At 47.3% G+C, this 17,483-nt stretch carries 17 protein-coding genes; 10 read left to right on the forward strand and 7 right to left on the reverse strand.

Annotated features, from left to right (window positions below; translation table 11 throughout):
- Positions 1-63: 63 nt before the first annotated feature.
- The 3 genes from ACI49J_RS09090 to ACI49J_RS09100 form a co-directional block, all read right to left on the reverse strand.
- Complete coding sequence (locus ACI49J_RS09090) at positions 64-414, reverse strand: hypothetical protein (RefSeq protein WP_409366332.1); 351 nt, start codon at positions 412-414, stop codon at positions 64-66.
- Positions 380-622 carry a hypothetical protein gene (locus ACI49J_RS09095; RefSeq protein WP_409366333.1) on the reverse strand — a complete coding sequence of 81 codons (243 nt, stop codon included), beginning with the start codon at positions 620-622 and terminating at the stop codon, positions 380-382. Before ACI49J_RS09095 ends, ACI49J_RS09090 begins: the two co-directional genes overlap by 35 nt.
- Positions 623-700: 78 nt before the next feature.
- Positions 701-1,903, reverse strand: a complete 1,203-nt coding sequence (locus ACI49J_RS09100) for a radical SAM/SPASM domain-containing protein (RefSeq protein WP_240255373.1) — start codon at positions 1,901-1,903, stop codon at positions 701-703.
- A 204-nt stretch (positions 1,904-2,107) separates the two neighbouring features.
- Here ACI49J_RS09100 and ACI49J_RS09105 point away from each other — a divergent pair, with 204 nt between their 5' ends.
- Genes ACI49J_RS09105 through ACI49J_RS09120 form a run of 4 tightly spaced genes read left to right on the forward strand, consistent with a single transcriptional unit; the run spans position 2,108 to position 6,045 of the window.
- Entirely contained in the window at positions 2,108-3,232 is a 1,125-nt protein-coding gene (locus ACI49J_RS09105) for a peptidase U32 family protein (protein WP_240255371.1), read from the forward strand.
- Positions 3,225-3,911, forward strand: a complete 687-nt coding sequence (locus ACI49J_RS09110; protein ID WP_240255369.1) for an MBL fold metallo-hydrolase — start codon at positions 3,225-3,227, stop codon at positions 3,909-3,911. Before ACI49J_RS09105 ends, ACI49J_RS09110 begins: the two co-directional genes overlap by 8 nt.
- A complete protein-coding gene (locus ACI49J_RS09115) occupies positions 3,905-4,948 on the forward strand; it encodes a radical SAM/SPASM domain-containing protein (RefSeq protein ID WP_240255367.1) in 1,044 nt (347 codons plus the stop codon). The genes ACI49J_RS09110 and ACI49J_RS09115 overlap by 7 nt, the downstream gene beginning before the upstream one ends.
- Complete coding sequence (locus tag ACI49J_RS09120; protein WP_240255365.1) at positions 4,945-6,045, forward strand: radical SAM/SPASM domain-containing protein; 1,101 nt, start codon at positions 4,945-4,947, stop codon at positions 6,043-6,045. Before ACI49J_RS09115 ends, ACI49J_RS09120 begins: the two co-directional genes overlap by 4 nt.
- Before the next feature lie 43 nt (positions 6,046-6,088).
- Here the strand turns inward: ACI49J_RS09120 and ACI49J_RS09125 are convergent, their stop codons facing one another.
- From ACI49J_RS09125 to ACI49J_RS09140, 4 genes are read right to left on the reverse strand one after another with little or no spacing between them, the layout of a single operon-like run.
- A complete protein-coding gene (locus ACI49J_RS09125) occupies positions 6,089-6,946 on the reverse strand; it encodes a 3-methyl-2-oxobutanoate dehydrogenase subunit beta (protein ID WP_240255363.1) in 858 nt (285 codons plus the stop codon).
- The gene (locus ACI49J_RS09130; protein ID WP_240255361.1) at positions 6,943-8,103 is read right to left on the reverse strand and encodes a transketolase C-terminal domain-containing protein; all 1,161 of its coding nucleotides are present in this window, start codon (positions 8,101-8,103) and stop codon (positions 6,943-6,945) included. Before ACI49J_RS09130 ends, ACI49J_RS09125 begins: the two co-directional genes overlap by 4 nt.
- Complete coding sequence (locus tag ACI49J_RS09135) at positions 8,104-8,370, reverse strand: 4Fe-4S binding protein (RefSeq protein ID WP_240255359.1); 267 nt, start codon at positions 8,368-8,370, stop codon at positions 8,104-8,106. It lies immediately after the preceding gene.
- Positions 8,363-8,905, reverse strand: a complete 543-nt coding sequence (locus tag ACI49J_RS09140; RefSeq protein ID WP_240255357.1) for a 2-oxoacid:acceptor oxidoreductase family protein — start codon at positions 8,903-8,905, stop codon at positions 8,363-8,365. The genes ACI49J_RS09135 and ACI49J_RS09140 overlap by 8 nt, the downstream gene beginning before the upstream one ends.
- Before the next feature lie 406 nt (positions 8,906-9,311).
- Between ACI49J_RS09140 and ACI49J_RS09145 the strand changes: the two genes are divergently transcribed.
- The 6 genes from ACI49J_RS09145 to soxL2 all read left to right on the forward strand — a co-directional run bounded on the left by ACI49J_RS09145 (position 9,312) and on the right by soxL2 (position 17,444).
- Positions 9,312-9,746 carry a hypothetical protein gene (locus ACI49J_RS09145; RefSeq protein ID WP_240255355.1) on the forward strand — a complete coding sequence of 145 codons (435 nt, stop codon included), beginning with the start codon at positions 9,312-9,314 and terminating at the stop codon, positions 9,744-9,746.
- Positions 9,747-9,786: 40 nt separating this feature from the next.
- Positions 9,787-12,144: a plasma-membrane proton-efflux P-type ATPase gene (locus tag ACI49J_RS09150; RefSeq protein ID WP_240255353.1), complete on the forward strand. Its 2,358-nt coding sequence runs from the start codon at positions 9,787-9,789 to the stop codon at positions 12,142-12,144.
- Positions 12,145-12,218: 74 nt separating this feature from the next.
- Positions 12,219-13,643: a cytochrome b558/566 subunit A gene (gene cbsA, locus ACI49J_RS09155; RefSeq protein WP_248547298.1), complete on the forward strand. Its 1,425-nt coding sequence runs from the start codon at positions 12,219-12,221 to the stop codon at positions 13,641-13,643.
- Positions 13,640-14,581, forward strand: a complete 942-nt coding sequence (gene cbsB / locus ACI49J_RS09160; protein ID WP_248547297.1) for a cytochrome b558/566 subunit B — start codon at positions 13,640-13,642, stop codon at positions 14,579-14,581. The genes cbsA (ACI49J_RS09155) and cbsB overlap by 4 nt, the downstream gene beginning before the upstream one ends.
- A gap of 289 nt (positions 14,582-14,870) precedes the next feature.
- Positions 14,871-16,292 (forward strand): cytochrome b558/566 subunit A, encoded by a 1,422-nt coding sequence (gene cbsA, locus ACI49J_RS09165; RefSeq protein WP_342780695.1) that lies wholly within the window; start codon positions 14,871-14,873, stop codon positions 16,290-16,292.
- A gap of 171 nt (positions 16,293-16,463) precedes the next feature.
- The gene (gene soxL2 / locus ACI49J_RS09170; protein WP_248547295.1) at positions 16,464-17,444 is read left to right on the forward strand and encodes a Rieske iron-sulfur protein SoxL2; all 981 of its coding nucleotides are present in this window, start codon (positions 16,464-16,466) and stop codon (positions 17,442-17,444) included.
- Positions 17,445-17,483: the final 39 nt, after the last annotated feature.

Here is a 17,483-nt window from a genome sequence, read left to right on the forward strand (position 1 = left end):
AGATGCGTCGTGTCGTTAATAGTAAACATCACCTAAGGAAAACATGTTAGTTGAACTACTCATTCACATTTTAGCTGTCATCGGGATCACTTCAAGCCTGACAATCGTTTTTGCAAATATTCCCTTTACCAGTTTGTTCCAAAGCTGAGACGGTATCCTCAAACTCCTAGCTTCCTCGTTATCAACGTTGCCGACCTTTATTCTCATCTCGCTGGCTATCCTCCTTATCCCGTAAACGCATTCCGCGTAAACAGGACATGTTGCGCATTCGTATTTTGAGGACCCCATGTCAATGAAGATCAGGTGGTTATTTGATGTGTAAAGCACGCCAGTGTCGATGTCGAGTGAGCTCTGCCTCGGAATAAAGGGTATAACCGCCTTAAAGGCTATGGCATTGTCCTCTATGAGTCCCATTCTCTTCTATGAGTCCCATTCTCTTCAAGTCCTCCAGGATGTAGTAATAGTAACTCTTGCTTAGTCCTAGGCTGTCTCTCCTATCTGTGGATAGTACCTTTATGTAATTCTCCGTGCCCAACTTGTTGAAGTTCTCCCTTGACAGCATGATTATCTTCTCGCTCTTTTTCACGGGCCTCTCGGTATTGAAGATTCTATAGTCGCACATTGTACTCATTATAACTAGATATTTTAAAGTTTAAAAAATGAAATCTCGCCAAAAGAACTAACTGAACTTTAACGGGGTTTACTGCATTAGAAATCTTAATAGCTTGACTAGTTTTTCATAAGTTTCCTTCCTGCAATCTAGACCGTGGTATCCTTTTCCGTCAAGGACTGAGAGGAACCTACACCCTCCCATACACATGGGAAGATAGGGGCATGACTTGCATTTCTCGTGGATTATGAGGGATTTCCTTCCGGATAGGGACCGATTCAGTGTCTCCACCTCACCTTCCTGCGTGAGCCTTCCCTTCACGTATAGGGGATTCCCTGTGAAGGCCCAACATGGATAGACCTTTCCCTCGGGATCCACGACGATGTCCTCGTCTATATGCGCTGCGCAGATCCCAAGTCTAAAGATGTCATGGGGAATCTCAAATCCGTAACTCCTGGCCTTTTCCCAGAACTTGACTAGGACGTCTGATTCCAGGTCCTTGGGAATCACGTTTTCCCACCATTCGTTCCTAAATAGGTTGGTATGTACGAAGTGAGGATCCAATCTGATCCTAGTTATCCCCTCCTCCACCAATTTAGCCAGAAGAGTGTCTACCTCGTTAAGGTTGTTCACGTCTATGTTTATTCTCAAAACTACCTTCACTAGATCCTGAACCTCTCTCAGGTTTTGTATTATCGTGTTGAAGGAACCTCTACCATCTACGTAAAACCTTCTCTTATCGTGAACTTCCGGGGGTCCATCCAAGGTTATCTGGACATGTGAAAGTCCGTGGGATATCAACCTTTGGGTTACACTTTTGGTCAAGAGGGAACCATTAGTGACAACGCTAAAGGAGTACTTCAGGTCAGAGAGCGATCTAGATATCTCCTCGATCTTCCTGAGCTCTAGGAGAGGCTCGCCCCCAAAGAACGTGACTCTTACCTTTCTACCTCTTTCCCTTTTCCTCACGTAGTTTATGAAACCCTTCATCACCTCTTCCGTGACCGTGACTTCTTTCCTGAATCCCTTCTGAAAACAGTAGGTGCAATTGAAATTGCAGTTGTACGTGAGGAGAAGGGTAGGTTCGAGGACAGGCTTGTTGAGGAGTGGCTCCAACACGCTTTCCAAATCGTCTGTAGTTGAAAATCCCTCCTCCACTACTTCCTTAAGGTGATCAGGTACCTCTCCACCCTTTAACTTCTCTATCTCCCACGGCTCTAGTTCCATGGCATAACCGGTAAGCGTGTTGAAAATTATATTATCAATAAAAATATTGAACTTGGATAGGGCCATTGGGAGGTCACCTCACTCTCCCCAGCTGGGGGAGTAACCGCATCTCCCGGCCCTTCTCTCGATCCGGACTACCTTTTTTGCGGACATTGAGGAAGAGGAGGGCACATGCTCTATTTCTTTTCCCCATATTATTCCATCATAACAGATGGTAAAGGCTGTTAATTGTATAACAAGTTTAAATACAATAAAAATGATCTAAATTTCATGAGGCTCGTTGTAGGAACAAATTTCGACGATGAACTCATAGGGAAAATAAAGGAATACCCAGTTAGCCACGTCTTTGGGAGTCACACAAAAACCTTAACGGGACACGGGAGAGCTTCCTTCATCCTCCCACAGGTTGACGATGAGAGGTTCAAGGCCCATCTCGACGTTGTGCATGAGGCTGGAATAAAGTTCCTTTATACCATGAACACTGCTACGCTAAACGGTGGTGAATACTCTGAGAAGTTCGTGAAGAGGCTATCAGAGGAAATTGAAAGACTCGTGGGTTTCGGAGTAGATGGCTTCGTCGTGGCTCTACCCTTTCTAGTCAGGTTAATAAAGAGGGAGCATCCGGAGTTGGAGGTGTCTATCTCGTCCTACGCAAGAGTCTACAATATCAGGGAGGTTGAGAACTTCATGGAACTTGGGGCGGACACGGTGATACTTCACGAGGACGACAATAGGAACTTCAGGTTGTTGAGATCTCTACAGAAGTTACAGAGGAGGGTTGATTTCGAGCTCATTACCAACAATTCCTGCCTTTGGGGTTGCGTCTATAGGAGAACGCATGATATAGTATCGTCACAGAGCTCAGTTGAGGGTGGAATAGAGGCGTGGTTTGAGTATCCCATTCTCTTCTGTGCTACAGACGTTAGGAACGACTTGGCTAACATCATTAGGATGAGATGGATAAGGCCAGAGGACCTGATAGTATATGAAGGCCTGGGATTTGATAGGTTCAAAATTGCGGGAAGGAACAAGAGGACAGAGTGGTTAGTTAGGGCGGTAAAAGCTTACGCCAACAGGAAGTACGACGGCAACTTGCTGGACATAGTCAGCTACCCTCAGGGAAGGGCTGTCCCGAAGGTAATGGAGAAGGTGGGAGGTCCTAAGGATTATGACGTGCTAAAGGAGGTTTACGTGGATAACACAAAGTTTCCGCCCAATTGGCTGAGCTTTTTCAGGTATAACCAATGCGAGGAGAGATCTTGCTCAGAGTGCGGTTACTGCACTGCAGTGGCAAGGGAAGTTATGAGGGTTGGGGGGAAAGAGATCTCTAAACTTGACTTAGGGAAGATTCAAGCACCCATAGATCTAATTCCGAGGTTTGGTGGAAATGGTTAGCCTTGGTAGGATTAGAATACTTGAACTTGTGGAGCCCGGTTTCTTTGGTGGAGTCCTCAATCATAACGTAGTTGTGGTGGAGAAAGGTCCTTCTGGTGGGCTTATGATGATCGATACAAGTCTACCCATGAATCTCGAGAGGATAGAGCTCTATCTGAGGGCCTGGGGTTACTCCCTTGAGGACGTGTCAGATGTGGTTGTTACGCACTGGCACCATGATCATGCCGGAAATGCCTCGGAGTTGAGGAAGCTTGGGGCGAGGATATATGCACACGAGAATGAGGTGGAGTACTTGAAGAGTCCACCTAGATACGAGATTGCGTATAACGACGTGAACGATGAGCTAAAGGTTTCAGAAGAGGAATTCAAATCCACTGTGAAGAGGATCGCTCAGTTAGAGTACGATCCCGTAACTGTTGACGTCCCACTTAAGGGAGGAGAAGTTCTCTCAGGTTTCAAGGTATTGCACGTCCCTGGACACACTAGGGGTCACATAGCTCTTTTTGACGGGAACTTCCTTGTGACGGGCGATGCGGTGAGGGGAGTAGGAAAGCTTACTCCACCCCTGAGGTTCTTCTCCTGGAATTACGCCGAGGCACTAAACTCTTTTCGGATCCTGATTTCCCTTCCCTATTCCGTAATCATCCCATATCACGGTGAGGTGATTACAAGATGGTAGCTCCATACGTTGTTGTCCTGGAAAGCACAAAGGCATGTGATCTGGCCTGTAAACACTGCAGGGCCAAGGCCATACCCAACAGGTTACCAGGGGAACTAACCACTGAGGAAGTTAAGTCCCTTGTGGATGACCTCACCTCCTCAGGCGTGAAACTCTTCGTAATAAGTGGGGGAGATGCACTGAAGAGAGATGATATCTTTGAAATACTCGAGTACTCCTCAGCGAAGATAACCACAGCCCTATCCCCCAGTGGAAGCAGGATAAACGTGGAGGTGGCCAAACGCATCAAGGACACTGGAGTTAGTATGGTCTCCATTAGCGTAGATGGCCCCGAAGAGATACATGACGAATTCAGGGGAGTTAGGGGAGCCTTCAAAATGGCTAAACAGGCTGTGGATTCCCTACATGAAGTGGGACTACCAGTGCAAATAAACTCCACCATCAGCAGGTATAACGTGAATCACCTGCAGGAGCTTAGAAAGACGGTTGAGGCCCTGAAACCCGTGTACTGGGACGTCTTCATGCTCATCCCTACTGGGAGAGCCACCAAGGAAATGATGATTTCCTCCGAGCAAGCGGAGGAGGTAATGAGGACCATAACCAAGTGGAGGATCGAAGGCCTCAATGTGAGGATGACGTGTGCCCCATATCTGGTGAGGATAATGAATGAGATGGGAGTTGTGAGACCTTTACCTCCAGACAAGAACTATGGAAGAAGAAGCGTGAACGGAGCCAGGGGATGCATGGCTGGAAACGGATATGCCTTCGTCGCATATGACGGTACAGTTTATCCCTGTGGTTTCCTTCCCATTCCAGCAGGGAACGTGAGATTTAGACGGTTTAGCGAGATCTACGAGGAGTCTCCAGTTTTCAAGAGTTTGAGGGAACCGTCGAAACTGGGAGGAAAGTGCGGTGTATGCGAATATAGGTCAGTGTGCGGAGGATGCAGGGCAAGGGCCTTCAGCTTAACCGAGAACTTCATGGATGAAGACCCCTTCTGCACCTACGTTCCCAGAACGCTTAGGGTGAGAGCATGATAAGCATATCCAGGCTGGTGTCTGATAGGAAGGAGGAGGCCGACAGGATAAGGTACGCTGGCCTGAAGGACAGATATCCCTCAGTACTAGTGTTCAACGTAACCAGAAACTGTAACCTGAGATGTCTCCACTGCTATTCCGGATCAGGAACTCAGCTATTTCAGGACCTTCCTCTCTCCACGTGGATTAATGCGGTGAAGCAGGCATCAGATATGGGAGTAAAGCATATCCTTCTCTCAGGAGGGGAACCTTTGGCGAGGAGAGACCTTCACCTGATAGCTAGGGAGGCATGGGAGAGGGGAATAAGGGTGGAGTTGTCCACCAACGGGACCATGTTAACTAGGGAGAGGTTAGAGGAACTCAAGAATTATGTAGACTACGTGGGAGTTAGTTTAGACGGACCAGAGCCCATACACGATAAATTCAGGGGGGTGGAAGGGGCCTTCGCGAAGGCCTTGAAGGGGATTAGGACGGCAAAGGAAATGGGTCTAAAGACGGGACTTAGATTCACCATCACGAGGGAGAATTACGAGTACGTGGACTTCGTGTTTGACTTGATGAGGAAGGAGGGGATTAACAGGATATGCTTTTACCACCTAGCCTATGCTGGAAGGGCAGACAAGAAACTGGACGTGGATAATTTCACTAGATTGAAGGCGGTGAGTAAGATAGTGGAATATGCCAAGTCAGGGGAGTGGGAGGTCCTGACAGCGGATAACCCGGTAGACGGAATCTTAGTGTATCACTTAACGGGAAAGGAGAAGGTCTTAGAGCTACTCAGGAGAAATGGAGGAAACAAGTCAGGTGAGAGGATAGCTGACGTTAACCCAGAGGGTACAGTTTACCCAGATCAGTTCACTCCAGTGAAGATAGGTGACATCACAGACCTGAAAAGAATATGGGACGAACCACATCCCATGGTGAAGAAACTTAGGGAAAGAAAGTCCTTGGTCAAGTGTTCTTCCTGTAAATTCTTCGACGTGTGTAACGGCGGGCTAAGGGGAAGAGCTCTGGCGGTCACAGGTGATATGTGGGAGAAGGATCCGTCGTGCTATCTAGACGAGATAGAGAAAATAAAGGAAAAAGTAGCTTTTTAGAGCATTTTCTTCTAAAAAAGGAATAAAAAAGAATAGGTCCACTTCAGTTTTCCGCCTTTACCAGTTCTTCCCACATCCTATCAACTTCGTCCTGTATCTCCTTTATCTGCTCTTGCGTTAAATTGGCAAATCTTCCCTGTAACTTCAGGTATTCCGTCACAGGTTTCCTCTTTTTCTTGTCAGTTAACGTCTTGCTTATACTCGTTAGCCTGAATTTCCCCCTTTCTATCTCGTAAAGTGGCCAGATCCCAGTTTCCACAGCGAGTTTAGCAACCTCCACGGTTAGGCTCGAATCATGTCTCCACCCTGGAGGGCAGGGAGAGAGAAGGTGGATATATCTAAACCCTACTATATCCTTCGCCTTTCTAACCTTGGCCTGATAGTCGAAGATATACGCAATGGACGCTGTTGCCACGTAGGGTACTCCATGTTCTGCAATTAGCTGGGGAACCGGCTTCTTCCATTCCCTCTTGCCAGAGGGCGTCGTCGTGGTCCACGCACCGAAGGGAGTTAAGCCTGACCTCTGTATTCCAGTGTTCATGTAGGCCTCATTATCGTAACACACGTAGAGGATGTCCTCATTCCTCTCCGCAGCCCCGCTAAGTGAGGCAAAACCAATATCGCCCGTTCCTCCATCTCCTGCCCAGACCACCACGGTGGCCTTCTCTCCCCTGGCCTCCAGGGCAGACTTTAGCCCAGAGGCTATTGCTGGAGAGGCAGCGAAGGCGCTGTGAACCACTGGCACGCGTGATGGCATTCCCCTGCTATCTCCCATGATCACTGTGGAGCAGGATGCAGGAACCACTAGTACGGTCTTTTCACCCGTGACCTCTAGGAGAGCATCTAACTCCCTGGGAATGGGACATCCAGGGCAGGCCGCATTACCGCGCATGAGCATCATAGCAACCACCTTTCCTCCTCCAATCCACCAACGCTTAGATCCTCCAAGGCTTTCCCGATATGTATGGGTCTCACATCCTTTCCTCCCAACCCAGCTATCACGTTATGAATTGGAACGTCGAGTCCATATGAGGCAGACTTCACCTCAATACCCAAAACACCTCCGGAACCATAGGAAACGGCCCTATCTAGGACTATAACTCCCCTCACTTTCCTCACTACGCTCCTAACCACTTCCCTGGGGAAGGGCCTAAAGGTCCTAATCTTCAGAAGACCAGCCCTAATCCCCTTTTCCCTCACCCTATCCACGGCAACCCTTGCGTCTCCGGTCCACGCCCCCATGGATATTACCAGGTAATCCAAATTGTCGCATAGATAGCACTCCGTAGACCCATATCTTCTCCCTGTCAACTCCTCAAATTCCCTTCCCACCTCATCTATGACGCCCTTGGCCCTCTCCATGGCCTTCTGGGCCTGATGCCTGAAGAAGATGTAGTCGTCGGGCGTTGCCACAGGTCCTATTCCCACCGGGTCACTGAAATCCACTAGATTGAATTCCCTTGGAGGGATGAAGGAATCTACCACGTCATCTGGTAACACCTCGACTCTCTCCATGGTATGTGTAAGGATAAAGCCGTCAAACCCCATCATGACTGGAAGGAGAACGTTGCTGTTCTCCGATATTCTGAAGGCCTGAAGTGTCAGGTCGTAAGCCTCCTGGACGTTCTCAGCCATCATTTGAATCCATATGGCATCCCTCTTACTTACGAAGTCTTGATGGTCATCAAGGATAGACCAGGGCGAGGCAATTGCCCTTGTGGCGACAGCTGCAACTATGGGGACCCTCTGACCGCCAGCCCAGTATATCATTTCAGTCATGTATAGTAGACCCTGAGAGGCAGTCGCAGTGAACACCCTCGCTCCCGCTAGTGCAGCCCCGTATATTGAGGCCATAGCAGAGTGCTCGCTCTCTACCCTGATCATTCTGGCCTTTAACTTGCCAGAATCCACGTACTCTGAGAGCTTCTCAAGCATCGTAGTCTGTGGAGTTATTGGGTAAACTGCCAGTACCTGAGGTTTCGCCTGCATAACGGCGTAAGCTACGGCGTGATTTCCCACCATTGCCTTAACCACGTTTTTAGTGGAAGCCTTCTGCATCTACTTCACCTCCTTAATCATCTCGATTGCGGCGGTAGGACATACCTGGGCGCAGACACCACATCCCTTACAATAATCGTAGTCTATCCTGGGATAGAGGTTCTTCTCCAGGTCAATGGTGTTCTCGACGCAATAAAAGAAACAGAGTCTACACCTGGTACATTTGTCGTAGTGTATCACGGGCTTCAGAACCCTCCAGGTCCCGGTCTTTCCTGCAGATCCCAGGGTGGGCCTCGCCAGTGGAATGTCAGTTGGAACTTTAATCAAGGGCCCTCACCTCCCTCGAACCTAGGAGTATCGCCTTGGCGTTAAGTTCCCCAATCTTCCCCGGGAACTCCTCCATGACAGCCTCCTCCAGGAGCTCAGGGTCAGTGATCCCTGTTACCTTGACGAGTGCCCCGAGCATGGCCGTGTTAACCACGCTCCATCCCGCGACAACCAGCCCAAGGCCTCTCGCTATCTCGGTGGCGTTAACATAATATGTATTTTTCCAATACTTCTTAGGGTTATCCGAGTTTATGATGAGAACTCCATTTTCCTTGATGCCCTCCAGGGGGTTAAGTATCTCGAGCAGGGTTGTGTCAAACACCGTCACAACGTCCGGGTTATATACCCTCCTGTGAAGTGGGATTGGTTTGTCCGACACCCTCACTTCACTGCTCACTGGGGCACCTCTCCTCTCCCCTCCAAAGAAGGGGATAGATTGAGCGTATTTTCCCTCTGCTATCACCGCCTTGGTCAATAGCTCTCCGGCCGTGACGACTCCCTGACCTCCTCTGCCCTTTAATGAGATTTCGATCATATGTTAGTATTAAACTCTGAAAATAAGGACATGACTTATCATTCATCCCATTCACTCGCATTAACATGGTTAATACACCTTATTAGAACACCTCTTGTAATAAACCGCCTCGTTTTAGAGAATTAACTTAGTTAATCACGTTTTTTAAAATCTATTTACTTTTACCTATGAAAGACTTTTTTCTTAAGGTTAAGAAATAACTTTATTGGGATCATGTGTTACTTAAATATTTCTAAATTTCTTAAGGTTAAGAAATAACTTTATTGGGATCATGTGTTACTTAAATATTTCTAAAATTGACCGACCTATTATAGAAAAGAATGTTGTTTTGTTACGTAAAGAAAAATTTGATAAAATTGGTAATGACAAGTTCATCAAGGTTTTATCGGCTCACGAAAGAAGTGAGATGAGCAAGAGCTACTTCTATTTCGTTCTCGAGAAGATGAGGGAATTGGGTCTTATGCAAGAGAACGGAATCGCGTTCAAGGCAGTGATATCCTTTGAACCCAAGGGAGAAAAGATGGAGTTGAAGGAGAAGCTCATGTACGTCACTGAGGATAAGGAGCTGGTCTTGATGGACCTGGAAAGAGATGAGTACTCTTGTAGAAGTTGTTCCATCAGATCCATGTGCGTCTCCTACCTGAAACTCGTTGCGAAGGAATCAGGAGCTAAGGTGAGCAAAATGAATCCAAGAGAGGCATGGAGAGAGGTGATGGGTCACATAAGGAAAAACTTAGTTGAGAACGTGTCTTATCTTAAGCTCCCAAGCCATTCCATCTTTGATATGAGAAAGAAGGAAGAGAAAGAAGAGGAAATCGAGATATCCTGTCCAAGGTCCTGATTGGAAAGCTACATTAATCACGGTGAGTAAAGGTTTTTCCATGAGCGACAATGAGACACTGGACTCCCTTCTAAAATCTCTGGACACCACTTTGGACGGGCTAACCTCCGAGGAAGCCAAATCCAGGCTTCTCAAGTTTGGACCCAACGAAGTCAAGGAGAAGAGGAGGAGCCCGGTCATTGAGTTCCTCCTAAAGTTCTGGGCTCCAGTGCCATGGATGTTGGAAGTAACGGTAGTACTTACCTTTATACTTCAGAAATACCTTGATATGTACATTATTCTCTTTCTCCTGGTTTTTAACTCCGTGATAAGTTTCGTCCAAGAGCACAGGGCAGAGAACGCTGTGGAACTCCTAAAACGAAGACTTCAGGTCATGGCTAAGGTAAAGAGAGACGGGAAGTGGATCTCAATCCAAGCCAAGGAGTTGGTACCTGGGGATCTAGTTACCATAAGAATTGGAGACATTGTCCCTGCCGACATTAGGATAGTGGAAGGGGAAGTTCTCGTGGATCAATCGGCCCTGACGGGGGAGTCACAGCCTGTGGAAAGGAAAGTCTTAGACACGGTTTACTCTGGCTCCGTAGTCAAGAGAGGTGAAGCCAAGGGAATAGTGGTAGGCACAGGAGAAAGGACCTATTTCGGCAAGACCACTCAACTAGTTCAGGTAGCTAAGGCCAAATCCCATATTCAGGACATAATCATGAAGATCGTGAGATACCTGATAGTAATTGACGTTACCCTAGTGGTTGCCCTCACTTTATTCGCACTTTTAGCCGGGATAAGACTTGAGGAAGTTTTACCTTTCTCCTTAGTTGTCCTAATAGCCTCAGTGCCAGTGGCTCTTCCTGCAACTTTCACCATAGCCATGGCCTTGGGCGCCGAGGAGCTCTCGAGAAAGGGAATCTTGGTTACAAGGCTTAACGCTTCTGAGGATGCTGCCAGTATGGATGTCCTTAACCTAGATAAGACTGGAACTCTCACCGAGAACAGGCTTAGGGTTGGCGATCCTGTCCCTTCAAAGGGGTACACCGAAAGAGACGTAATTGTTTATGCCCTTCTAGCATCAGATGAGGCAACACAGGATCCCATAGATGTCGCAGTGGCTGAGTGTTCCAGGGAGAGGGGAGTCACATCATCCTACTCCAGGTTGCACTTTGAGCCGTTTGATCCGTCCAAGAAAAGGACGGAAGCCATAATATCTACTCCAGAGGGCGAACTCAAGATTATGAAGGGAGCCCCTCAGGTAATAGAGCAGTTGGCGAGTGTCGATAAGAAATGGCTTGATGAACAGGTAAGTTTACTCTCATCGAAGGGCTTTAGGGTGATCGCTGTGGCTGCTGGGAGGGAAAAACTTGAGGTAGTAGGTCTGCTCCCGCTTTACGATAGACCTAGACCTGACAGTGCGAGATTCATCCAAGAGATAAAGAACCTAGGTGTGTCCCCTAAGATGGTAACAGGCGACAACTCACTGATAGCTGTCGAGGTAGCTAAGGAAGTGGGTATAGGGGATAGGGTTTGCGATATGAGAGAGGTTAGGGAAGCATCTAAACAGGAACGGGTGAAGTACGTTGAGGAATGTCAGGTATTTGCGGAAGTCTTTCCGGAGGATAAGTACACCATCGTTAAGTCGCTTCAGGATTCTGGGCACATAGTGGGAATGACTGGGGACGGGGTAAATGATGCGCCAGCGCTAAAACAGGCAGAGGTAGGTATTGCGGTCTACAATTCCACAGACGTTGCCAAGGCATCTGCAAGCATGGTGCTGACGCATGAGGGACTAACCGATATTGTCGAGGCCATTAAGACGGGTAGAAAGATATATCAAAGGATGCTCACCTACACGATGAACAAGATAATAAAGACGCTCCAGGTTGTCCTTTTTTTAACGCTCTCATTCTTTGTGACAAGGTTCTTCGTGACAACTCCCTTTGATGTAATACTTTTGCTCTTCCTCAACGATTTCGTCACCATGTCGATTGCCACCGACAACGTCACCTACTCCATGAAACCTGAGAGATGGAACGTGGGCAAAATTGTCAGGTCCTCTCTAATATTGGCCTTCCTGGTATTGTTGGAATCCTTCTTTGTCCTCTGGTTTTCAATCTATCTAAGGCTGGACGTAAACCAAATATACACAGCGACTTTCGATATGCTTGTCTTTACCGGTCAGTTCACGATTTACCTCCTTCGAACAAGGGGAAGAATGTGGAGCTCCAGGCCAAGTAAACCGCTTCTAATCTCGTCTATTGCAGACATATTATTTGTACTAATGATCTCCTCTCTTGGAATACTGGTCACGCCTATTCCCATCCAGGTAACCTTACTGATTCTCCTAACTGCATTTACTTTCAACTTAATATTTGATCAGATTAAGGTAAGTTTACTAAGATTAACCTAAAGTTGAATTGACCATGAGTCCAATTTCTTAAGTTTATTATTCTTCCCGAGACTATTTTTTTCGTGGTTAAATTGATGCGCAGGTTAGACAACAGGAAAATCTTGGTAATTCTAGGAGTAGGATTACTGGTCGCCTCACTCATCATGGGTTTTGTCAGCGTTCCCATGGCCCAAACCACGCCCCAGATAGTAGCCTACAAGATCTCAGGTTCAGCGAACCTCAGCGCCCCAGGGACTGAAAGCTTCTGGTCCAAGATTCCATGGGACAACATCTCACTCACGGCCAACATACCCCAGGCCCCAACATCCGGTATAACCCATTACGTCCTGGTGAAGACAGCCTGGAATGGGACTGACCTCATGGTCCTCATGAGCTGGCCAGCCCCAGACCCAGCGTTCGGTGCCTGGTCTGCAGCTGCAGGTGCACTCTATCCTGCTGCCAGTGGTCCAGGTCTATTCAGGCAAATCCTTCTAACTCCAGGAGTTACGTACTCACTGAATAAATCCTTCAGTAATTATTATGCCATTATCAACGGGAAGCAGGAACAAGGGAGGTTAATACTAAATTACTCTGGGATTACCCTACCAACTCCAAACATGACGCAGATTCAGGTCTTACCCAATGGTAGTATTATCCTATATCACTCCCTAAGACCCATGGAGGACCTCCTGTACAACAATGGTATGTTTTATGGTTACTACACAAATAACACTTGGTATTACCCTGACAGGGCTGCAATAATGTGGTACATGGGTAGCGTAATTCCTCCTACAAGTGACTGTATGAACATAGGTGGAAAGGTACCTGGACAGGAGTTTGATGGCTTCACCCTAAAGGATGCAGGTGGTTCACTACAACAGCAGGGAGGCGCAGCCAACATCTGGATGTGGGTCTCCGGCGCCACGTGGAACAACAAGACCTACGACCCCGCATTCGCGGCAAACCTATGGAATAACGAGTCTCTCACGGGCCTACCCTACACGGATCCAGGTAATCAGGGCTTCGCTGTTCCGCTCTACACTAACAACACCAACATGTACGAAGTGGACACAGCAGGCATATGGTACGCTCCCGTGGCCTCCTCAGGCCTCAACGGCTCCCTCTTCTTTGTTAAGACCGGAGCCACTTACTCCAACGGTTTCTGGACCGTGGAGTACGTGAGACCCCTACAGGTACCTCAGGCGTATGCCCAGTGGATGCCCAACTTCACTGTGGGCAACACCTACTACGTTGCTTTCGCTGTGTGGCAGGGCAAACTAGGTGAGACCCTTTTCGACAAGTCCATCACCTCTGGCTTCCTACAGTTCACCCTCTCCAATTCAGCCCCAACCACAACCTCGTCCACTACCACCACCTCCACTACAACCACAACATCAAACACCACCTCCACTACAAGCACTTCCTCCAGTGTGGGGAACGTTACACTAGATGTTACTGTAGTAGGTGCCATTGTAGCAATCATAGCCCTTCTAGCCCTATACGTGGTGTTTAGAAGATGAGCTCCCTAAGGGATGAATCAATTAAGTTAGTTCTAGTTTTTTTGGCTTTAGCCTCTATTTTTCAATTCATTCTGCAGTTTATCTTCTCAGTTTCCTATCTACCCATTCAGATCCCATTCCAGAACGTTCTAACTAAGCTGGGTCAGATCGGCATATATCTGGGGTATCTGTCAATAGGAATTTTCTCTATTCTCTCATGGAAAAAGGTTAAGGCGTTACTACCTCTAGGTATTCTTCTGCTGATCTCCCCAGCTTTTACCCTTATCAATAACTACTTCTCCTCCCCGCTATGGGTAATGTATGAGGTAATAGTTGCCACACTTGGAATACTTGGTATAGTCGAAAGCTTTGTCCAAGCCCCTATTCTTTCCCTAGTAAATCTCCCCACCGCCTTCATGGTGGGTCTGCTGATTGTGGCCGGATTGCTCGTGGATATATCCCATGTGGAGCTCTTACTTAATTACCTTCTAGTATTTGAGGTCTCCCTGGTTAGTTTCCTAGTCTATACTGTGGTCTGGAGTTCCCGCAATCTTAGTCTAAAAAGAGCTTCGATCTCCTACTTGGCATCAATCCCTGCGCTTTTCGTGTTTCTTCCAATCTATTTCCTGGTTTCCAGCAACAGGTTCATGGAAATAATAATGAACATGGTAATGCCCTCAGTTTTCGGTATAGTCCTCACGAATCCGTATTCACTACCCTTATTCGTGATATCCCTTGCGGTGGCCATTTATCTATCAGTCACCATAGCGCTTAGCAGGAATCCATATGCTGGTCTAGGATACTTCATGGTAATAACGACGGTATTTCTAGGGGTGAACGGTTATCATTTGATTCTCTATATGATATACCCGATAATTGGGGTCATCCTAATCAACATGAAAGAAGGAAAGAGCAGGCTATTAGATAGAATTATAAATAAAGAACAAAACAGAACTTAGTTCACTCCTTTACTCCTGCTCTTTTTCAACGTTCTTTAAGTCTCTATTCTTTCATCCGGCTCTCATCCCAATATAATTGTCTCGATATCAAATTATTCTATTACATGCTATGTTATTGGTGCCGATTATTAACTCTAGATGATATAAAAAATGAGAGAGGTTTAAAGGAGTTATAACTAAAAAATTCTTTAAAACTGTTTTAGTTTTCTAAATTTTGACTAATTTTTCATGAGTCCAATTTCTTAAGTTTATTATTCTTCCCGAGACTATTTTTTTCGTGGTTAAATTGATGCGCAGGTTAGACAACAGGAAAATCTTGGTAATTCTAGGAGTAGGATTACTGGTCGCCTCACTCATCATGGGTTTTGTCAGCGTTCCCATGGCCCAAACCACGCCCCAGATAGTAGCCTACAAGATCTCAGGTTCAGCGAACCTCAGCGCCCCAGGGACTGAAAGCTTCTGGTCCAAGATTCCATGGGACAACATCTCACTCACGGCCAACATACCCCAGGCCCCAACATCCGGTATAACCCATTACGTCCTGGTGAAGACAGCCTGGAATGGGACTGACCTCATGGTCCTCATGAGCTGGCCAGCCCCAGACCCAGCGTTCGGTGCCTGGTCTGCAGCTGCAGCGGCAAAGTATCCTGCTGCGAGCGGTCCGGGAGTTGAGCAGCTCCAGGAACTAACTCCGGGAACTACGTACTACATTAACACCTCATACTCGAACTATGTTACCTTCATTAACGGAACTCAAGAAAATGGTCGTCTGGTTCTGAACTACTCTGGTATAACGTTGCCTATGCTTAACGGTACTCAAATATGGGTATTACCTAATGGGATCATCATAACTCCTGACTCGTTGCCGAAGCAGTATCTCTTGTATAACCATGGAATGTTTTACGGTTATTATGTTAATGCGACGCAATACTATCCTGACAGGGCTGCAATAATGTGGTACATGGGTAGCGTAATTCCTCCTACAACTGACTGCATGAACCTAGGAGGCGACTATATAGGTGAAACGCTAAGCGGATATACGTTCACAACTGCAGGTGGTTCACTACAACAGCAGGGAGGCGCAGCCAACATCTGGATGTGGGTCTCCGGCGCCACGTGGAACAACAAGACCTACGACCCCGCATTCGCGGCAAACCTATGGAATAACGAGTCTCTCACGGGCCTACCCTACACGGATCCAGGTAATCAGGGCTTCGCTGTTCCGCTCTACACTAACAACACCAACATGTACGAAGTGGACACAGCAGGCATATGGTACGCTCCCGTGGCCTCCTCAGGCCTCAACGGCTCCCTCTTCTTTGTTAAGACCGGAGCCACTTACTCCAACGGTTTCTGGACCGTGGAGTACGTGAGACCCCTACAGGTACCTCAGGCGTATGCCCAGTGGATGCCCAACTTCACTGTGGGCAACACCTACTACGTTGCTTTCGCTGTGTGGCAGGGCAAACTAGGTGAGACCCTTTTCGACAAGTCCATCACCTCTGGCTTCCTACAGTTCACCCTCTCCAATTCAGCCCCAACCACAACCTCGTCCACTACCACCACCTCCACTACAACCACAACATCAAACACCACCTCCACTACAATTCCGTCGAATGGGAATGGTGTAGCTCTAGATGCTACCATCATCGGAGCCGTAGTCGCTATCATAGTCTTAGTCTCCTTATATGTGGTATTTAGAAGACAGTGACTCTATTTTAACTCCGATACATAAGGAAAAATATTCTTTAAACTACTTCCTTCTCGGTAGCTTCTTTTTACGAACTAAACCACCCTCATATATCAATAGTTAAATTGACAAATAGTCCAACGACAAAGTCTTATTATAAATGTGACAATATAATAGCGATGTGAAGACTAAATGCCGTTAAAAATTAGGTTAGGGAATGGCGAGAAGGGTGTCCTGAAGACTTCAGATCTGTATTTCATACAGAAATTACTTAAGACCATGAGGAATCCCAAGACTAGGTTCGATAGCAGGGAGTTTGTAGAGAAAGGCGAGGATTACCTGTTTAACTACGTGGGGAAAAATGTGGGCGGAATTGATGAGGGGAGAAGGAACTTCCTTAAGGGAATAGTCATAGGTGTAGCTGCCGCGACGGTGGTTGGAATAATCCCCGGGCTAAGAGTTCTTGTTCCGCCAGTGGAGCAGGCCACTGGCTTCCCCAAGTCCCTTCTGGTAGATGTGTCAGGGAACCCGTTGAAGGCGTCCTCTATCCCAGTGAACAGCCCAATAATTACGTTATACGAGTATCCTCTAACAGGTGAACCCAACTTCCTCCTTAATCTAGGCGATAAGTCAGGTAATCCGGTCTCCATTGCCCCCATAGAGGTAACCGTTCCACAAACTGGGAAGACGTACAAGTTCCCAGGGGGTGTTGGGCCAAATAACTCGATTGTATCCTACTCCGCCATATGCCAGCATCTAGGTTGTACGCCTCCATACATACATTTCTATCCCCCCAACTATGTGGGACCATCACAGCTCACCGCTCCAGAGCCTGACACCCTGACCGCTCAGGCCTTGCTGGCCGCAAAGCAGGCCAATATTCCAGCATTGATCCATTGTGACTGCCACGGTTCCACGTACGATCCCTATAAGGGAGGTGCTGTATTAACAGGTCCTACGCAAAGACCGTTACCCTCTGTTATCCTGGAGTATGATAGCTCCACGGACTATCTTTACGCGATAGGAGCCATAGGTGTTGCCACTTACCCAGAGGGATCAGACGGCGTACCATCGCAAGATCCCACTAAGGATCTGGATACCTCACAGTACGGCAGTTCGGTAGGAAGTAAGACACAGGTACAAGCTAGCACGAACCCGTTCTCGGGTTCATGAGTTCAACGGTGAGAGTTTAATTGTATGGTCTCATGAGGT

This window comes from Metallosphaera sp. D4-4, from assembly GCF_046245145.1.
Lineage (GTDB): Archaea > Thermoproteota > Thermoprotei_A > Sulfolobales > Sulfolobaceae > Metallosphaera > Metallosphaera sedula.